14 protein-coding genes are annotated in these 19,031 nt (G+C 50.4%); 6 read left to right on the forward strand and 8 right to left on the reverse strand.

The window, feature by feature from the left end:
* Positions 1–37: 37 nt before the first annotated feature.
* Positions 38–748 carry a purine-nucleoside phosphorylase gene (gene deoD, locus N5E87_RS05295; RefSeq protein ID WP_011621831.1) on the forward strand — a complete coding sequence of 237 codons (711 nt, stop codon included), beginning with the start codon at positions 38–40 and terminating at the stop codon, positions 746–748.
* 168 nt (positions 749–916) lie between these two features.
* Here the strand turns inward: deoD and N5E87_RS05300 are convergent, their stop codons facing one another.
* Positions 917–2,113, reverse strand: coding sequence for an AhpA/YtjB family protein (locus N5E87_RS05300; RefSeq protein WP_279775133.1), 1,197 nt, complete (start codon positions 2,111–2,113; stop codon positions 917–919).
* 79 nt (positions 2,114–2,192) lie between these two features.
* Between N5E87_RS05300 and serB the strand changes: the two genes are divergently transcribed.
* Positions 2,193–3,185, forward strand: coding sequence for a phosphoserine phosphatase SerB (gene serB / locus N5E87_RS05305; protein WP_279775134.1), 993 nt, complete (start codon positions 2,193–2,195; stop codon positions 3,183–3,185).
* 82 nt (positions 3,186–3,267) lie between these two features.
* Positions 3,268–4,269, forward strand: coding sequence for an alpha/beta fold hydrolase (locus N5E87_RS05310; RefSeq protein ID WP_279767307.1), 1,002 nt, complete (start codon positions 3,268–3,270; stop codon positions 4,267–4,269).
* 16 nt (positions 4,270–4,285) lie between these two features.
* Here N5E87_RS05310 and N5E87_RS05315 read toward each other — a convergent pair whose 3' ends face one another.
* Positions 4,286–6,658, reverse strand: a complete 2,373-nt coding sequence (locus N5E87_RS05315) for a PilZ domain-containing protein (RefSeq protein WP_279767309.1) — start codon at positions 6,656–6,658, stop codon at positions 4,286–4,288.
* Between the two features lie 102 nt (positions 6,659–6,760).
* Here N5E87_RS05315 and radA point away from each other — a divergent pair, with 102 nt between their 5' ends.
* On the forward strand, positions 6,761–8,125 hold the full coding sequence (radA, locus tag N5E87_RS05320) for a DNA repair protein RadA (protein ID WP_011621836.1): 1,365 nt from the start codon (positions 6,761–6,763) through the stop codon (positions 8,123–8,125).
* An 83-nt stretch (positions 8,126–8,208) separates the two neighbouring features.
* Here the strand turns inward: radA and N5E87_RS05325 are convergent, their stop codons facing one another.
* A complete protein-coding gene (locus N5E87_RS05325) occupies positions 8,209–8,580 on the reverse strand; it encodes a PilZ domain-containing protein (protein WP_279775838.1) in 372 nt (123 codons plus the stop codon).
* A 200-nt stretch (positions 8,581–8,780) separates the two neighbouring features.
* On the opposite strand from N5E87_RS05325, the gene torR reads away from it, so the two are divergent.
* Positions 8,781–9,491: a two-component system response regulator TorR gene (gene torR / locus N5E87_RS05330; protein WP_011625509.1), complete on the forward strand. Its 711-nt coding sequence runs from the start codon at positions 8,781–8,783 to the stop codon at positions 9,489–9,491.
* Positions 9,492–9,556: 65 nt separating this feature from the next.
* On the opposite strand, the gene torT is transcribed toward torR, so the two are convergent.
* Complete coding sequence (gene torT, locus N5E87_RS05335) at positions 9,557–10,624, reverse strand: TMAO reductase system periplasmic protein TorT (RefSeq protein ID WP_279775135.1); 1,068 nt, start codon at positions 10,622–10,624, stop codon at positions 9,557–9,559.
* A 56-nt stretch (positions 10,625–10,680) separates the two neighbouring features.
* Between torT and torS the strand changes: the two genes are divergently transcribed.
* Positions 10,681–13,734 (forward strand): TMAO reductase system sensor histidine kinase/response regulator TorS, encoded by a 3,054-nt coding sequence (torS, locus tag N5E87_RS05340; RefSeq protein ID WP_279775136.1) that lies wholly within the window; start codon positions 10,681–10,683, stop codon positions 13,732–13,734.
* A gap of 272 nt (positions 13,735–14,006) precedes the next feature.
* On the opposite strand, the gene torD is transcribed toward torS, so the two are convergent.
* The 4 genes from torD to torE all read right to left on the reverse strand — a co-directional run bounded on the left by torD (position 14,007) and on the right by torE (position 18,584).
* Positions 14,007–14,636, reverse strand: coding sequence for a molecular chaperone TorD (torD, locus tag N5E87_RS05345; protein WP_279775137.1), 630 nt, complete (start codon positions 14,634–14,636; stop codon positions 14,007–14,009).
* Between the two features lie 67 nt (positions 14,637–14,703).
* Positions 14,704–17,193, reverse strand: coding sequence for a trimethylamine-N-oxide reductase TorA (gene torA / locus N5E87_RS05350; protein ID WP_011621842.1), 2,490 nt, complete (start codon positions 17,191–17,193; stop codon positions 14,704–14,706).
* A 15-nt stretch (positions 17,194–17,208) separates the two neighbouring features.
* Positions 17,209–18,387, reverse strand: coding sequence for a pentaheme c-type cytochrome TorC (gene torC / locus N5E87_RS05355; RefSeq protein WP_011625513.1), 1,179 nt, complete (start codon positions 18,385–18,387; stop codon positions 17,209–17,211).
* 26 nt (positions 18,388–18,413) lie between these two features.
* Complete coding sequence (gene torE, locus N5E87_RS05360; protein ID WP_011621844.1) at positions 18,414–18,584, reverse strand: trimethylamine N-oxide reductase system protein TorE; 171 nt, start codon at positions 18,582–18,584, stop codon at positions 18,414–18,416.
* Positions 18,585–19,031 lie beyond the last annotated feature (447 nt).

Genomic DNA, 19,031 nt, shown 5'->3' on the forward strand with positions numbered 1-19,031 from the left:
GACTTAAGTCTTAATAAAATAAACAGGGGTTATTTCGATGGCAACACCACACATTAATGCTGTAGAGGGCGCATTCGCTGAGACAGTTCTGTTTCCTGGCGATCCATTACGTGCAAAATATATTGCTGAAACATTCTTAGAAAATGTTGAGCAAGTGACTGACGTTCGAAACATGCTAGGTTTTACCGGTACTTACAAAGGTAAACGTATTTCTGTTATGGGTTCAGGCATGGGTATTCCTTCATGCTCAATCTATGCAACTGAATTAATTAAAGACTACGGCGTTAAGAACCTGATCCGCGTGGGTACTTGTGGCGCGATCAGCACTGACGTTAAAGTGCGCGATGTAATCATCGGCATGGGTGCTTGTACCGATTCTCAAGTTAACCGTTTACGTTTCAAAGGCCAAGATTTCGCTGCTATCGCGAACTACGAGCTGATGAATGCTGTGATCGAATCTGCCAAAGTGAAAGGCACTAAGATCCGTGTTGGTAACGTTTTCTCTGCCGATCTGTTCTACACTCCTGATCCACAAATGTTTGACGTGATGGAAAAAATGGGCGTGTTAGGCGTAGAGATGGAAGCCGCTGGTTTATACGGTGTTGCCCATGAATTCGGTGCTCGTGCACTGTGTGTGGTAACTGTATCTGACCATATCCGTACTGGCGAAAAAACCACTTCTGATGAGCGTCAAACCACGTTCAACGATATGATCGTGATGACATTAGACGCTGCTATTACGCTGTAATGTGTCGCTAATTTCGTTATAAAAAAAGGGTTCGCATTGCGAACCCTTTTTTATTGCCTCGTTATCTTCAAGTTCAATCGGTTTAGCAGGGTTGCTGGCTCTTGGATGGATAATTTTGTAAGGCGGCGCTAAACCCAAGATGCTTCAGTTTGAGCTGATACGCCTCGATTAACCCGTAGAATCGGTATCTAAATCGCTTGGTTGAGCTGGGGCTTTCTCTGCGGTAGATTTCGCCACAGTGGTTTTCACTCTGCGCACCGATTTAACCTTAGATTTATTCGGCGCGGGCGTTGAGCTTGGCGCCTCGGTGACTGAAGCTTGAGTCGCCTGTTCTTTGGTATCCGTTTTAGACTGAGACTGAGGCGTTGGCTCAGATGATGACTCATCCTTTGTCTCTTTCTCTGGTTTAAGCTCTGGCTTCACCTCAAGCGCTTTCTCTGCTGCTTGCTCTGATACGGGTTCTGGCGCAAGTGCAGCTTTTGTTTCTGCGCTTGTTTTGGTTTTCTTCACTTTAGGTTCGGCAATCGCTTGATTGCTGTCTTCATTCTGCGCCTTGCTGACGGCCGATTTCTCCAAGGGCAGAGTGTCGAGATCCTGTGCTTCTTTGCTTTCTTTGGCCTTTTTAGCTTCTGCCGGCTTTTGCACAGCCTCAGTGCCACTTGCGATAACGGCATCCTGCTGGGTATCTTGACTATCCGATGGTTTAGCTTCCTCGGCCGCTTCGGGGGCTTTTATGGCTTTATTCTTCTTAGGGTTTTTACGCAATTTGGCGCGGGTGCGACGGCGGTCAAAATCGGCGCGCTTAAAGGACAAGGCGCGGGATAACAACATACCGATAAGGCCGGCAACCAGCAGCATCATTTGCTGCTGCTCCATATTTAGGTTATGTGCTTCTTTGATTTCATTAAAAAATAGTTTGGTATCGAGTCTAACCTCAACATAGCCTAAATTTTTTCCATCTTGGATCACGGGTTCGACATAGGGCGGATATTTGCTTAGGAGCAAACTCATGTCTTCCGATTCTGGATCTAAGGCTTCATTGGTCAGGCTTTGGGCGAAGGCTAAGCGTATACCTTGGTCGCTGAAAATGGCCGCCGACATTACCTTAGGATCTTCGACTAGGGCGCTGGCCAGCCATTGGAGCTGCTCATCGTTTTGCAATTGTAGGGCGGGTGCCGCGCTGTAGGCCGTTTGTTGTACCAGTAATCTGGCCATCTTTTGCGTTTGGGACTTTAGAAGCAGCTGACCTTGTAGTAGGCTTGTCTGCCACAATTGCACTAAGCCGACCATCAAGGTCAGGGCGATGGCGATTTGGAGCAGTCTACTGATTTTATGGCTTTTCTTTAGCCCTTTAAGATATAACACTTTGACCCTTAATAGTTAGAGCGCTTGCCTAATCATAATTGATTCTGAGTGAGCCCGATAGTTGGAGAACACGAGTCCTATGGAAAGCTTGAACCAAAATGCGCTGTTTGTATGGTTAGCTGCTAGCCCTTCACCTCGCTTTGAATATCAGGGGCTCTGTTTCGAGGCTTATCAGGAATCGTCTACGCGGCCATCCCCAAGTGGATTTGCTATGCGTCTGATTTACGAAGATTTAGGCATTGAAGACTCATTAGCGGCTTGGATTGTTTCTCTAGCTAAAAACCTTAAATTAGCCTCGCTCTCCATCGCACCTATTCGCCGTCAAGTGGCGTTGCATTGCGTTGAATTAGCGCTTCCCGTGGAGCCGAGTGCCGAGCTGTTAGCCACCTGTCCATCACAGGTGGAGTTACACCTTATTCGTGGCCCATTACCTAAACTGAGCGAGCCCGGTTTACTGGTGATGGACATGGATTCTACCGCGATCCAAATTGAATGTATTGATGAACTTGCCGCGATGGCAGGGGTCGGCGAGCAAGTGGCGGCGATCACAGAGCGCGCGATGCAGGGCGAGCTGGATTTCGAGCAGAGTTTGCGCCAAAGGGTGGCCCAGCTCGAGGGCGCCGATGCCAGAATTATTCAAACCCTGTGTGACACTTTGCCACTGATGCCTGGCCTTGAGGCCATGCTGACCGAGCTTAAGTGGCACCATTGGCGCCTCGTTGTGGCTTCAGGCGGCTTTACGCCGTTCGTTGGTCACTTAAAACAGCTGTTGAATTTAGACGCAGCCTTTGCCAATGAATTAGTGATTGCGGACGGCAAGCTCGCGGGAACCGTCACGGGGAAAGTCGTCGATGCCCAGTTTAAGGCCGATGTGGTGAACCGTTGTAGCCAAGACTGGCAGATCCCTGTTGGGCAGCGTGTTGCCATCGGTGACGGTGCAAACGATATTCCTATGGTGCAGGCGGCGGACTTTGGGATTGCCTTCCATGCTAAGCCTAAACTTGCGGCGGCGGCTGATGCGCGGATCCGCAGTTTAGATCTGCGGGTATTGCCTTATCTGCTGCAGTTTTAATTTATCCGCTGTTTCCGAGTCGTTAACATTAGAGTAATGACTCTTGTTTTTTGACGCTTAGCTGGTAGTTTAGTGTTCATCAATGGACTACCAGCGACTGACTTTGACTTCCTCTTCATCCCAACACTCGGCGCAAACGCCCGCACAAACTTCCCTTTATATTCCTTACCGAGATGGACAGCTGCACCTGCGCCAGTTGTTGCCTGCTAATGCGGATTTTTCAAAGCCTCCGATCTTGATGTTGCATGGTGCTATGTCCAATGGCCGGGTATTTTACAGCCAGAGTGGTCGAGGCTTAGGATGCTTTCTCGCTCAGGCGGGCTTTGTGGTTTATGTGCTGGATACGGCAGGTAGAGGTTTGAGTCTGCCCAAAATTGCGCGTGGCTTTACTCTAGGGCAAGGCGAGGTGATCCGCGAGCAACTGCCATTAGTGCAGCAGCATATTTTGAAGATACATCAACAGCTTTGTCAGGAGCAGGGAAAGCCTGCGCCATCGCAATTGCATTGGTGCGCGCATTCTTGGGGCGGCGTGTTGATGGCAAGCGCCTTAGCGCGTTACCCCGAATTGCAGCAGAGTGTACGTTCACTGCTAACCTTTGGCAGTAAACGCACGATTCGAGTGAAGTCCTTTAAAAAATGGTTGATGGTCGATGTGTTTTGGAATCGCCTCGCCCCGAGTTTAGCCGTGGGGCAGGGGTATCTCGCCGCCGATAAGCTGCGTGTCGGTATGGATAACGAGAGCCGCGCCTCATTAACTCAAAGCATAGATTGGGTGCGTGGAGAGTGGCGTGACCATGACGATGGCTTCGACTATGGCAAGGCGGCGAAGGCGGCCCACTGGCCCGTCGCGTGGTTTATTGCTGGGCAAAACGATACTGTGCTTGGGCATCCCGAAGATGTCGCCGATATGATCTCTGAATGTGGTTTTCGCCAAGTGAAATACACTCTGCTCTCAAAGGCGAATGGCTTTAAGCACGACTATGGTCATGCGGATATGCTGACCCATATGGATGCGATGAGTGACCATTTTCCACTGATCCGCGATTGGTATCTCGGGTTTGAATTGGCGGTGTTAAAAGACTAGGGCGATGCACCCTAGTTTATTTTTGCAGAGTAGGGTAGCGCAGCTCCACCTCTTGGGTGATATCGAGTAGTTCCCCTACACCGATAATCCGCCAGAGTTGTTCCTCGAGTTGTTTCGCCCTGTGGTTTGCGTGGATGTTGATGTATTCCAATTCGCGGCGCAGGTAACCCATATCCGGTTTCTCGGTTGCACCACGGTAAATCCGCAGCGCCATAAAGCGTCCCGCCAGTTTACTTTGGTTGATAAAGGCGATTTTGGCCTGCGCATCTCCAAGCTCGGTGGCGGGAACACATTTTAAATGGAATTGACCGCGGGACTGGCGGGTCAATTGGATAAATACCTCAATAAAATCCATATCCTGCTGCGGCTTCATTTGGCGGATAGGATCGAGAATGTCCCGTTTAAAGAATCCATCTTTTAGTAGCGGCGCGAGATTATATTGCAGGGTATCCGAGGAACCTGCGGCAAAAATATCGCTGATTTCATCATGCTCAGTGCTGACCCCTAAACAGGCGACCTGTGCCGATTTTGTTGTTTTTTCAACAAAGTAGGGGACCGAGTGCAGCTCGCGTAGCAGAATGTTTTTTAAACCATCGGCGAGCTCTGTTATCTCGCTATTGTTCTCGGTCAGCTGTTCGAGTTTTTCACGGTTATGGGCGATCAGTTTATTTAAAAACTCCACCCCAACGTGGGGCGTGTGACCCATGACCGCGGCTAAATGGAGCGTTACGCCATTTTTACGAGTACGCACTAGGCGGTAGGGCAAATTATCCAGCTGAGTCTTACCGGCAATGGTCTGCAACTTAGGCAAACTGATCATTATTGGCTTGTTGGTGGCAAACTCAGTCGGATTATCCAGAGTCAGCTGCATGCCTCTGCCAGAAATATCTAAGGTTATGCCCGTCGCTTTTAGGGCACCCTGTGACACATTGACTAAGGTTTTGAAGGCAAAACGCGCTTCCTGTCGACGCTCACTAAATTGCATCGAAACTGGCTTGATTTGGTGTGCCGTTAGGCGCTGCTGGCCAAAGGCTTTGAGCGCATTGGCATTGCTATCGTCCTGCCAAGCTTTGTAGCTGGCCCTTTCATCCTCATTGGTGAGGTCTATAAGTTGCAGCATATGGCTGAACTGGGACAATTGCTGCTCCACCAGCGGACTGTACTTGGCATCATCCCCCGGCAAGGTCGCACGGCGATAGCCTTTAGCATGGTAAATCTTATCTGGGATGAGTTTGAAAATACGCCAGCTCGGTTTCGTTGAGGCAAAACCGAGGAATAAAGACGTCATGCCCTTGGCTTTTAATTCGGCTAAGGTGGCCGAGTAAAAATACAGTGAGCCTTGGGCGTTGTAGGTAAAACTAAAAAACAATCCGTAATCGGGATTTTCGGGATGATTGACTAGCGCAGAGAGCCTTGCCGGCGTCAGCATGGCGGGCAACTGGCTGATATCATTCTCATCCTGAAAATAATGCACTATCTGCTGATTGTCGCGGCTCAGCAGCATATGGGTGATGGATTGGGACTGCTGATTGAGAAACAAAGGCAGATGCGGCAGGTGCGGTAGGTAATGACGCTCGAACCCCAAACCCGACGCCGTCACTAAGACATCATTCACATCCAGCTTATAACGAAGTTTATAACCACGGATTAAGTTGCCCAGCATTTCACCTAAAGCATCGGTACCACCAATCCTGCGCAAGCGTAACCAAACGAATTCACCATTGGTTTGGCTATCGACAATCTGATAATCGACCCCGAGTTGTAAATCGGGATAGTAATATTCTTCACTCAGCTCGAGCAGTTTGACCTTAAGGGGCTTATCGAGGTCGAAGGGATGATTCGCCGCCAAGCGAATGCGCGCACCGCCAACCGATAAATCGACGGTGATCCCCGGCATTTCCGTCCGTCCGGGTTGCGACACCGCAATGCGGATACTGTAATTCATCCGCTCTTCGGCGCGGTTAAAATAACTGCCGAGCACCACGCCGGGCACCATAAACGGCTCGGGTTCGACGCTATCGGTTTGTTGTGTTACCTGACGCAGTTTTTGTCGCCGCTGTTGATGGGCGGCGATGACATATTCATACACCCCTAAGGTGTACTTATTGCGGTATAAAGACATGGCCGCTTGCAGACTATGCTTGGCGGGCTCATCGAGAAAATGGCGCTGTTGGCCGAGCATGACTTCGGTGCAGGGCAACTCAGATTTGTCCCTAAGATCGATAATCCGGGTGCAGGGCGAAGCCAAACGATTCAACTCCATTTTCAACAGAAAACGGGTCGAATTGTTTTCATCGGCAGTCAGCTGCTGAAAAATCTCTTGGAAATTCGGTTCCATGAGTAGCGGCTTGAGCTGTTCTATGAGTGCATTATGGTTATCTAAACTCATGTAGGGTCTTTTCTAATGCTGATTTTATGCCGTGCTGTGTTAGTCTAATGTCGGCAGTATTCACAGTTACTTAAATTGATTTTATACAGATTTTAATAAGTTATGGCAAAGAATAAAACCGCGTACGTGTGCAATGAGTGTGGACAGGATTTTCCTCGCTGGCAAGGGCAGTGTAGTGCTTGTCAGGAGTGGAATACGATAACCGAAGTGCGCTTAGGCGCCGCCTCGCCCGGACGGGGAACTAAGTTTGCGGGTTATGCCGGTGCTGGTAGTAGCGAAGTCAAAACCTTAGACCAAATTGACCTCAATGCGTTACCACGGATTGTGAGCCATTTTGGCGAGCTCGACCGGGTGCTCGGAGGCGGTATAGTGCCAGGCTCTGCGATTCTGATTGGCGGTCATCCCGGTGCCGGTAAGAGTACGCTGTTACTCCAAACCCTGTGCCATTTAGCCGAGCAAATGCCTGCGCTCTATGTGACGGGTGAAGAGTCTTTGCAGCAAGTCGCTATGCGCGCCCATCGCTTAGGGTTGCCGACCAATAAACTGCGGATGTTATCCGAGACCAGTGTGGAGCAGATCTGCGAAGTCGCCCTGCAAGAATCGCCAAAAGTCATCGTCGTCGACTCTATTCAAGTCATGCACATGAGCGATGTAGCATCGAGCCCCGGCAGCGTGTCGCAGGTGCGTGAATCGGCCTCCTATTTAACTCGCTTTGCTAAGCAAAACGGCATTGCCGTGATTATGGTTGGCCATGTGACCAAAGACGGTAGCCTCGCCGGACCTAAAGTGCTCGAGCACTGTATCGATTGTTCTGTGATGTTTGAAGGGGATAGCGACAGCCGTTATCGCACCTTGCGTTCCCACAAGAACCGTTTTGGGGCGATTAACGAGTTAGGCGTCTTCGCCATGACCGAGCGTGGTTTGAAGGAAGTGGCTAACCCTTCGGCGATTTTCCTCTCCCGCGGTGAAGAAGAATCCTCTGGCTCCTTAGTGATGGTGGTGTGGGAAGGTACGCGTCCGCTGCTGGTAGAACTTCAGGTGCTGGTGGACAATTCGGCGATGTCGAACCCACGCCGAGTCGCTGTGGGCATGGATGCAAACCGTTTAGCCATGTTACTGGCAGTGATGCATCGTCATGGTGGGTTACAAATGTCGGATCAGGACGTGTTTGTCAACGTCGTTGGTGGGGTTAAAGTGACGGAAACCAGTGCCGACTTAACCTTGCTGCTGGCCATGGTGTCGAGTTTCCGTGGCGATATTTTACCGAGCGATTTAGTGGTATTTGGTGAAGTGGGGTTATCCGGGGAAATTCGCCCCGTGCCCAATGGTCAAGAACGCCTCGTTGAAGCCGCCAAACATGGCTTTAAGCGGGCGATTGTGCCCCGTGCCAATGTGCCGAAAAAGCCGCCAGCGGGCATGGAAGTGGTGGGCGTGGCAAAATTATCCGAAGCCCTCGAAGCGATATAATGATCAAAACAAAAACAGCGCCTAATGGCGCTGTTTTTTATGGTGTTATCGGCGGTGAAGCCTGTGTCGCGCTGAGCTTTCGCTTAATCGGCGCTGTTGTGTTTTTCGATAAATAGCGCTAATTCACGATTCAGTATCGACGCATCGCCTAGGTTCAGCTCAACGATGCGTTTGAGGTGGCTGATGCTGTCAACATCGATAAAGTTACATTTCAGGCCCAGTTGCTGGTTGCGTTGATGCACTAACTCGGTTTCCATTTGCAGCTCAATATCCGAGCCCGGCAAGGTAAAACTGAGGATGATAGGTTCACCTGAATGGCTAAATCCGGCAGGTTCGTCCACCAGTGCGCCATTTAGGCTGAGGTCGAGTATGGTGGTTTGCCACTGTTTATCGCCTTGGTGTACCGATGCGCTAGCGGCAAAGAGGATCCGCGAGAACTTTCGTCTTTCATCAATCACTACTTCTTTATTGTTCATAGTTTGTTAGTGCTCACCCCAATCAATATGCCTAAGCATATGTCATATTGATGTTACTGTAAAAGTTCGGCAGTTTTTTGTGCGAGAAAGTAACGGAGATCGCATATTTTACCTTTTCCTCATATGCAAATATGAAAAAGTATGAATAATTCAGTTAAGCAAAATAAGAGATGTAGAACATGGCCTATAGTGTGCTCGTTGTCGATGATGAAGCGGTTATTCGTGCTCGATTGAAAGGGTATTTTGAAAAAGAAGGTTACCGCGTTGTCGAGGCGGCCGATGGCGAGCAGATGTGGCACGAGTTTAATCGTCAACATATTGATTTAATTATGTTAGACATTAACTTGCCCGGGGTGGATGGTTTAAGTTTAACCCGTGAGTTACGTAGCCGCTCCCATGTGGGGATTATCTTAGTCTCGGGCCGTGATGAATCGATTGATAAAATCGTTGGCCTTGAGATGGGCGCCGATGATTATGTGACTAAGCCCTTCGAGCTGCGGGAGCTATTGGTTAGGGTTAAAAACCTACTGTGGCGGATTTCTCTGGTAAAACAAGCCGAACAAGCGCTGGTGCAGGAATTATCCGAGCCCGATGATGTGATGAGCTTTGAAGGCTATCGGCTTGAATTAAACAGCCGTAAGCTGCGCCAAGGGGAGGAACTTATCAAGCTCACTAAGGCCGAATTTGAGTTGTTAACCGCCTTTGCGTTGCATCCGCAGCAGGTACTTTCCCGCGAGCGCTTAATGCAGCAAACCAGTCATCGCAATCAGGATGTGAATGACAGAACCATAGATGTCATCATCCGTCGCCTGCGTAATAAGCTTAATCCCGAACTCTTTGTCACTGTCCATGGTGAAGGCTATTTATTTGCCGCTAAGGTGGATGACTAATCGCTAACTTAAGCCCATGATTTTATAGCTATATTAAGCGCAGAGTTAATCGCTTTGTTAAGCACTCAGGGGCGCACTTGATACAGGGGATAAAAATCCGCTTCGGCGAGACTAAAGCTAAGATCCGATAAGGTATTTTGTGAGGTCGTGCGCTCAACGATAGCAGGACCTATATCGCCAAAAGGCGCAGCGCCTTCGAGTTGTTTTACCGTGACATCGATGGCGAGTTTGCCCTGTAACACGACCAAGTCATCATTGCTGTAGACCACTTTTTGTCGCTTTAAGCCGCGCAGAATCGCGGGGGAGAAGTAACTGCTCACCAGCTTGATGTCTTGCGTCAGCTGTTTTTGTTTGAGGGTACTAACAGCGGCTTCTATCGCCACCGCACTGCCGAGAATATAGTCGGGGCGCTGGGCCTTAAGCAGAATCTGTAATTGATCGCGGTAGAGATTGCGATTGTTATCGGCATGCTGAATCGCACTGATGCTGACATTGCTGCCCTCGAGGGCATGACGAATGCCTTGTTCGACTAAATCTGTGCCACCGAGGTTTTCAGGGCCCGCTAAGAGGGCCAAGGTGGTCGGCTGGGTGGGCGTATGCGCTTTGGCATCCGCCTTAATAAAATTGCCCGCGCTGAGCCCCATTTGATACCAGTTAACGCCGATATGGGTCTGCACTTGCTCAGCATTGAGCTTATTCACTAGGGCGAGCACGGGTTTAGTTAGCGGCTCAGAAAACTGTTCGAGCAGATTGGGGCTCACGGCGCCAAGCAAAATCGCGTCGTAATCTCCCTTCATGCAGGCGCTTAATTGCTCGAGCTGTTTATCTTGATGGTAGTAGCTGCCCGCTTCGAACAGATCCAGCGACACACCGAGGTGTTTCGCCTGTTGGATCAGGCCGTAGTCGATGCCAATCCAATAGGCATCCTTCAGGTGGGGGACTAAGGCACAAATGCGCCAAGCCTGTTGTGCTTTACTCAGGGGATGATAATCGAGTGCCTGCGCCTGCTGAATCTTGGCATTAAAGGGATGGCGTTGCTCCAATGGCCAAGTTTGGCTGTTGGCGCCAGTTGCAGATAAACATGACAGGCCAAAAGTGGTGAGTGTGAGCAAAGCTTGCCAAAATTTTCCCATTGTCTCGTATCATCCACAGTGATTATTTCGAAGGCATTGTAACAGAAGGAACAAGTGTGGCGCCTTTATCTTTATCGCGAAGTAGTTTAACCGGCAGACTCATGCTCGCCTTCGGCGTGCTTGGGGTATTGCTGTTGCTACTGGTTAGCTTAGGTAGCCTGAGTTTGCATTGGCTTAAACAGGCCGACAGTTATCTGTATGAAGAATCCTTACCCGCCTCTCAAGCCGCGCGCCAATTAGTGCAGGCCTCTAATGCCTTATCCGATGGCGTGACCCAGTTAGGCCAAGTGGAGGACGAGCGGCAGCGGGAATTTATCGGCCGTAAGCTCAGCCTTGAAAGCGCCACAATGTTAAATAGCATCAAAGTGTTACTAACACTGGATGTGAACGAAGATAATCATTTATCCGTATTAGCTGGGCAAATCATCGAGCAACTAACCTTATTGGGTAAGAGTGTCGGCCAGCGCATTACCTTAGGCGATGAGTTACAGCTTAGGGCCCGCGAATTATCGGTTGCCGCAGGCCGCGCCTCTGAGTTATTGCAATCTGAATTGGCGGTCGTCGACTCGGCGATTTTGGCAAAACTCAGCCAAGCCTACCCAGATATGGCGGGGGATAAACGCAGTGGCCAATTGCTCGATGATGTGATTGAGCGAGAGTTAGATGTGCAGGAGCAGCTCAACCGCGCACTCAAGTTAGTGCATCAAATTGCGCTGCTCAGTCAGTTATTTGAGGCATCCGAATTACAGTCCGAACTGCAATTGAGTGTTCCCCGTTTATTGGCAACCTTTGCCAGCACTGCACCATCCCACCCCATGGCGCAGAATCATCCAGATCATCCAAAGCAAGGGACGGCTATCGAGCTGGCGACCACTGAGGCGCCAGCGGCAGAGGTGGGTATCGATTTAATGGCGCTCACCACAGTGGCTGAGCTTATCCGCGACCCTGGCAGGCTCAATGCGCTAAAGGCGGAACTGGCACTCCTTCTCCATACCCCAAAAATCATTAAATTACAGCGAGAACTGAGCCAAAGCCTACAGCGCCAACAGCGTCAGCAGCAGGAGTTAGCGGAAAAACTCTATAGCCTCAACACGCTGGTGGACAGTGCGCTTAATCAACAGCAGCAGCGGGCGGAGCTGGCGCGCAGTGATTATTTAATGCAGTTGTCTTACGCCCGTTTGGGGCTGTGGGGTACGGGCATATTAATGTTGGTTATCATGGCGGTCGTGGTTTATCGAGTGATCTATCGCGGCATTGCCTTGAGGTTAAATCAGGCGACCGAGGCCATGTCGCGCTTAAGTTTAGGGGACACCAATGTGAGCCTCGATGCCCACGGCGACGATGAGTTGACCGCCATGGCCAATGCCATCGAGGCATTTAAGCGAAAAACCGCCCATAACCTGAAATTACAGACGGATTTACGCCAGGTCGCCGATGAGCTGACCGAGCATAAAAAGGCCCTCGAACAAACCGTGGCCACGCGCACGCAGGAATTGGCCGAAGCCAACCTGCGCCTCGATGCGGAGGCCAAAGGCCATGCTAAGGCAAGAATCGTTGCCGAGGAGGCGAGTCAGGCAAAATCCCAATTCTTGGCGACCATGAGCCATGAAATCCGCACCCCGCTCAATGGCTTACTCGGGACGCTCACCCTGCTCGGCCATAGTCAGTTACCGCCCGCGCAGCAACAGATGCTCGCGTTGTCGCAATACAGCGGCACGCTGCTGCAAACCGTGCTGAGCGATATTCTCGATTTCTCCCGCCTCGAGCAGGGTAATTTAACCAATGAGCCGCGGCCAACGGATATCAATGCCCTGCTCGATGAAGTGCTGGCGATCATGGTGGCGGGCGCCAATTTAGCGGGATTGAGCCTAAGGCTGAATCGTCCCCAGTTACCCGCGTGTATTCAGATTGATGGCCCTAAGCTGAGGCAAGTGTTGTTTAACTTGATTGGTAACGGCATTAAATTCACCCCCGAAGGCGGCGTGAGTCTCAATGTCAGCGTACGAGGCGATAAGTTGACCTTTGTGGTGGCCGATACCGGCGTGGGGATTGCGCCCGAGGTGCGCGAGCAATTATTTATGCCTTACTGCGTATTGCCTAATCAGGGGCGCAGCCGTGGGACAGGCTTAGGGCTTGCCATCTGCAAACAGTTAGTTGAACTGATGGATGCACAGGGGCCTGGCATTTGGGTCAAGAGCGAGCCAGGCAAGGGCAGTGAATTTGGTTTTGAGCTGAGCTTTACCCAGTGTGATAGGGCATTGGATACGCAAACTCAGGTGCAAAAACGGGTTAATCCCCTGCGGGTGTTAGTGATTGAAGACAACAAGGTCAATGCCATGGTCGCGCAGGGATTTTTGGCGCATTTAGGCCACAGTTCCAGTTTGGCCATCAGTTGTCAGCAGGCGCTGGCGCATGTGAGTGGCGATAAGGCATTCGATGCTGTGATGCTCGATATTCAGCTGAGTGATGGCTCTGGACTCACGCTATTACCCCAGTTAAAGGCGTTATTCGCCAATGACAATGTGAAGTTTGCCGCCTTTACCGCGCAGATGCAGACGGAGGATCTTAGCCTGTATCGGGAGGCTGGGTTTGATACTGTGTTGGCTAAACCTTTGAGCCTACAAACCCTGACAGAATGGTTAGGCGTTGCGCGTGTGCCAGCTTCAATTCCAGCCTCATCGTATGAGTCATCGCCGCACTCGGCACAATCACTTCAATCGCCGAATAATGCCGAACCTACCCGCCAGAGCCATCAAGCTGAAACCTTGTTAGATCTTAACCAGTTACAGCAAGATCTTGAGGTCTTAGGCGTGAAAGCCGTGAGTGATATGTTGACGCTCTATCGAACCTCCAGTGCCGAGCAAATTGAGCGACTCTCGGCGCTAAGCTCTGTGGCGCATTTCAGCGAGGGTGCAAAACTATTGCACGCGCTTAAGGGCAGCAGTGCCAGCATGGGGCTAAAAGCACTGACCCAGTGTTGTCAGCAGTGGGAGAAAACATTCAACACTACAGGGGAAAATGGATTGGATAGCAAGGCCGTGGCTGAATTAACCGCCTGCTGGCAGGCATCGATGACAACGCTTGAGCAATGGCTTGCAACACAGGGCTAGCAACACTGGATTAGCTGCACGGGATTAGCAGCAAAGTATTCGCGACAGGACGTTAACTCTATAAGTGAGTCGTTCTTAACAGCACGTATTTCTGCTTAACCAATGCAAATCGAGGAATAAAAAAGCGGCTCCCTTGGGAGCCGCATTTCGTTAATTAATTCTAGGGCGGGACATGAGGCATCAACTTGAGTCTTAATGCGACTCAGGTTTAACGCTACTTGGGTTTAACGCTACTTGGGTTTAACGCTACTCGGGCTTTAGGCTGGTGGCGATCAATTGATTGTCTGTTCTAACTGCTGTTTATCTTGCTGCACCCAAGCGAGGGTAAGTGTGGCGAGAGCGCTGTAAAAGCCATTGCTGTGCTTGCTATCGCACTCAACGACCTTGGCGACAAACTTGGCTAACCAAGAGTCTATACAAGCATTTAGGAAGCTTAACTGGGCAGCATCTTCACTGTGACAAGCTAAGTGCCCCATATAGGCGAGTATCACGGCTAAGTGATCGGCAGGTTCAGGGAAGTGACTCTGCACTTGCAGTTTGCTCTGGTGTAAAAACTCGCTCATTTGTTGATGCTGCTGCCCAAATAGCAAGGGTTCTTCCTCGGGGCTCAAGTACAGGCTGGCATAGGGCGAGGCGCTGTGCTTTGTGCCTACAAGGAATAAACCGCAATAATCGGCGGCAAGTTCGAGCAAGGCTTCATCGCTCGTTAAGCCATTCAGCACCTTCTGTATGCTGGCGACTGGTGCACTAAACTCGGGCGCATAACCCAGTTGTGTCCAGAATTGCTGCGCTTGCTCACTGGTGAGTTGCTTAAGGCGCGGCTCATCAATTTCACGGGCAAACAGAGAAGACAGCAGCTGATACACTAAGGCTCTGGCATGATTGATATCGACGTTGCTCATCGCATGTTCCTCAAGATTAACAGTGGAATGCGCCTAGTTGGCTAGGCGCATCGCCTTGTGGGCTCGGTTAGATTTCGACTTCGATAGGACCATCGAAGGAGCTGACCTTAGGGACTTTGCCTTGGTATTTCTCAAACTCGACCAGACAAGTATAGGCTGAGCAGGCTTGAGCCAACTTAGAGGTGCCAATGTCTAAGGTCAGAGTATTCGGGTCGCCATAGCTACACAGGGCACCGATTTCGGCGCCGCCTTCGACGCTGCCATCTTTACCCACTGGGCCATACCATGCGCCTTCATGAATTCGCACTACACCTTTAGGGAAGCGATCCGATACCACGGCGCCCGCTAACAGTTGGCCACGGTCGTTAAAGACGCGCACAATATCGCCATCTTTAATGCCGCGCGCTTTGGCATCCACAGGGCTGATATAGATGGGTTCGCGGCCGTTGACTGTGTAGGTTTCGCGGTATTCCTTCGACTCACACATCTGTGAGTGCAGACGTTTATCCGGATGGCAAGATTGTAGCCACACAGGATATTTGTCCGAACCTGGGCCACCGTGGCTACGCTCGGCTTTTTCCATCCAAATTGGATGGCCTTGGCAGTCGTCATAACCGAACTGTTCAATCTTACGGCTGAAGATTTCAATCAAGCCGGAAGGCGTACCTAATGGATTGATTTCAGGATCGTTTCTAAAGTCGGCGTGACGTGTCCACAGCTCGCCATCACCAAAGTGCACATAACCTTGCTTCCAGAAAGTGGCAAAATCTGGCATCTCATACTTACCCGCGTTCGCGGCTTTACACTCGTTATAGAGGGTTTCTATCCACTCCATTTCGCTCATATTGCGGGTGTATTCTTTCTCTTTACCCATCAGCGCGGCAAAGCGAGTGAAGATTTCAAAGTCTGACAAACTTTCAAACAGCGGCTCCACCATCTTCTGCATCGCCAAAATACCGCGGTTAGCATAGGCGCCGTATACGTCGATATCGTTGCGCTCATAGGTGGTGCAGGCGGGCAGCACTATGTCGGAGAAGCGGCAAGTCGCCGTCCAGTTCACATCGATAGTGACCACGCATTCCAACTTATGGAAGGCTTGCTTCATGCGGTTACGGTCTTGATGGTGGTTCCATGGGTTATTGCCCGAGAAAATCATCATCTTAATATCGGGATACACCACTTTCGAACCGTTGGCATCAATGGTTTTGCCGGGTTCGAGAATCGCATCAATCCAACGGGCGACGGGAATCGTACTGCTCGCGCCTTTAAAGTCGGTGCTGTCGAACAGGGGTTTTTGGTTCTCGTCTAAGTTACGGGGGAAGGCGCCGGGCGCCGCCGCATTGGTTGCAGGCACACCAATACTAGAGTAGTGGTGACCATAGCTGATGCCGCCGCCGGGTAAGCCAATTTGACCTATCATGGTCGCGAGGACTGCGGCCATCCAGTAAGGTTGCTCACCGTGTTGTTGGCGCTGAATACACCAACCCATCATGATTTGGGTGCGGCCCTTCACTAAGGTTTTCGCCAGATCGCGGATGATGTGTGGCTCAACCCCACAGATTGGCGCTGCCCACTCTGGGGTTTTGGCGATACCGTCTTTAGTGCCCATCACGTAAGGCACAAACTCTTCAAAGCCTAAGCTGTAGCCTTGGATGAATTTATCATCGTAAAGTTTTTGGGTGATCATCTCATGGGCGATGGCCAGCATCAGCGTCACGTCAGTCTGTGGGTTCACATACAACTGTTCACAGCCAAGGTAAGCCTGAGTTTTGGTGACCACAGGGTCGATACTGATCACGCGGATCTTGCCCTGTTTGACCTTCTCTTTTAACTGCGCGAGGTAAGCGAAGGCCTCATGGGTTTCGGCGTTCCAACCCACTTGCAGGTTTTTGTAAGGATCGTTTGACCAGAGCACGATAGTGTTGCTGTTTTCTAAGATCAGCGGCCAAGAGGTGCCTTGGGCATACACTTCGGTTGAACCTAATACATAGGGCAGAATGGTTTGGCCTGCACCTGTGGAGTAGTCACCGATTTTTTTCACGTAGTTGCCGTGCATCCCCACCGCACGCTGCATATGGCTGGTGCTGGAATGCAGTTGCCCCGTTGCGCGCCAGCCGGTTTGCCCCGCGTGTAAGCCCGATGGACCGTACTTGGTTTGGACTTCATCGAGTGAGTGTTTAAACAGTTTTAATGCTTTATCCCAGGTCACGCGAACGAAGCGGAAATCCCCCCGTTGCTGGGTATTGCTCTTATGGCCTTTTAGTAAAAAGTCTAAGCGAACCATTGGGTAACGCACGCGGGATGGGTTGTAGACCATGCCGCGGATACCGTTAATCATATCCGTTGGATATTTATCTAAATCGAAGGCTTTGACTTCGGCAATCACACCGTTTTTACGTTTGATTTTAAAGGCGCCAAAGTGTGAGCCCGTGGTCAGCCATTCGTCTTCATTTAAGCCTGTGCTGGCCAGCGCATTTAAGGGCGCTAACACTGAGCTGCCACCTAAAGCAACGAAAGAGGTTGAGGCTAAGCCTTTTAAAAAGTCTCTTCTGTTCATGGTATTACTCCCGAATTAGTGCTCTTTTTTCACGAAGGTTGACGAATGTTCCTGCAGGTATTTCTGCACTAGCGCTTGGGTGTCTTGGTCCATGTTCACGAAGGCCAACATGCCTTGGAACATGCCAGGCCAGGTATTGGCATCGAAATGCGCTTCATCTGGCTGGGTGTGGCACACGCTACAGCTTGAGCGGAACGTGTCGCGGGCATAGCCCCAGAGTGGTTGCAGCTCGGTGAGCAGGTAATCCTTATCGGTCCAGATTTGGGCTTCAACCCGTTGCCATTTCAGGCCTGTCATTGGGTCTTCTTTCTCTTCAAAGGTTTGGATAACACCTTCGGTTTCGGCGGCATCTTTGCTTAACTGCGCCGACAGAATGTTTACCCCAAAGTCCATGTAGATCACGCGGCCTGCACCGATTTTCTTACGCCAGCCATCGATGCCAATTTTGATGCGCTTACCTTGGGTTTCGAGCACTTTGACTTTAGTGGCCACGTTTAAGGTACCGGCTTCAACGTCACCTTTTTCACTAAAGAACAGTGGCTTAGTCAAGGCGCTGTAGTAGGTTTGGTTGGTTTCGACTGAGCTGACGCCAGCGCCCACTTCGGCGATGAGTTCAGGTGCGCGGGCCGTGCCCATTTCAGGTAAATGGTGGGCAATACCTTTGTGGCAATCGATACAGCTTTGGTCGATTTCGGCGGCGCGTTTCATCTGTTTTTGCGCCAGTGGTGACATGCTTTCCCACTTCATCGAGTTGTAGTTATGGCAGTTTTTACAGGCCAGAGAATTGTCGCGATCGAAACGTTTCCATTCGCGGCTCGCCATTTCGAGGCGTTTAGCTTCAAATTTTTCAGGGGTGTTGACCGTGTTGAATAACCAGCCCCAAACATCGTGGGAAGCTTCCATCTTACGGGCAATCTTACGGCTCCAGTTGTGGGGCACGTGGCAGTCAGGGCAGGTAGCGCGCACGCCAGAGTGATTCGACCAATGCACCGTTTCCTGTAACTCTTGGTAAGGCTTGCTTTCCATACTGTGGCAGCTAATACAGAAGGCTTCGGTGTTGGTGGCTTCCAGTGCGGTGTTAAATCCGCCCCAGAAGATGATGCCCATGATAAAAGCACTGATGCTGACAGCGCCTAAGGTGAGAGCTTTTGTGGGTTTGTTTAGTGTGCGCCAGAGGTTGGTTAACCACTTCATAATAGCGTCCTCAAAGTATCAGTGAATTAGTGGCCGACAACGCCGCCGAAGGCTTGGATCATCCAAATGATGAAACCGTAGAGACTGATCCCCGCGACAGTCAGTGCGGGAAAGAGTATGAAAATGATGAATCCCAGCGCCTTTAACTCATTGCTGCGTGAGGACTTATCCGATGTTTGCATAGTGGGCTTTGTCATTGGGAAGAGCTCCGTTCGAAAGCGATTTTTGATGGGAGCACTATAAAGGGGAGATGTGAATGGACTTGCCTGCAGGGATGAATGGGCTTTGACAATATATGAAAAATTATGAAAATTTTAAAAAGCCGATGACTTTTTGTTTTACTGACAGAGAGTTAATCTAATTTCTGTGATCGAACTCGGCAGTTTGTTGTGCGGTTTAGGCGTTTTTTTAAACACTGATTTTGAATTTTTTCGCTAATTATTTACTGAAGTGCAGGCGAGGTCTTAGCTATCTGGCGGCGTTTACAGTATTATCCGCGCCCAACAAAGGCTGCGTTTGTCTCGTTGAAGCCATTTTAACGATGCAAAGCGTCACTGCTTGCAGATCATGGATTTTTCCCGATGTAGGAGAATGATGTGGATCTCTCACCCAAGTCATTGGATTTGGGGCTCTAATCTGCCGCA

Origin of the sequence: Shewanella sp. GD03713, from assembly GCF_029843705.1 — a bacterium.
Lineage (GTDB): Bacteria > Pseudomonadota > Gammaproteobacteria > Enterobacterales > Shewanellaceae > Shewanella.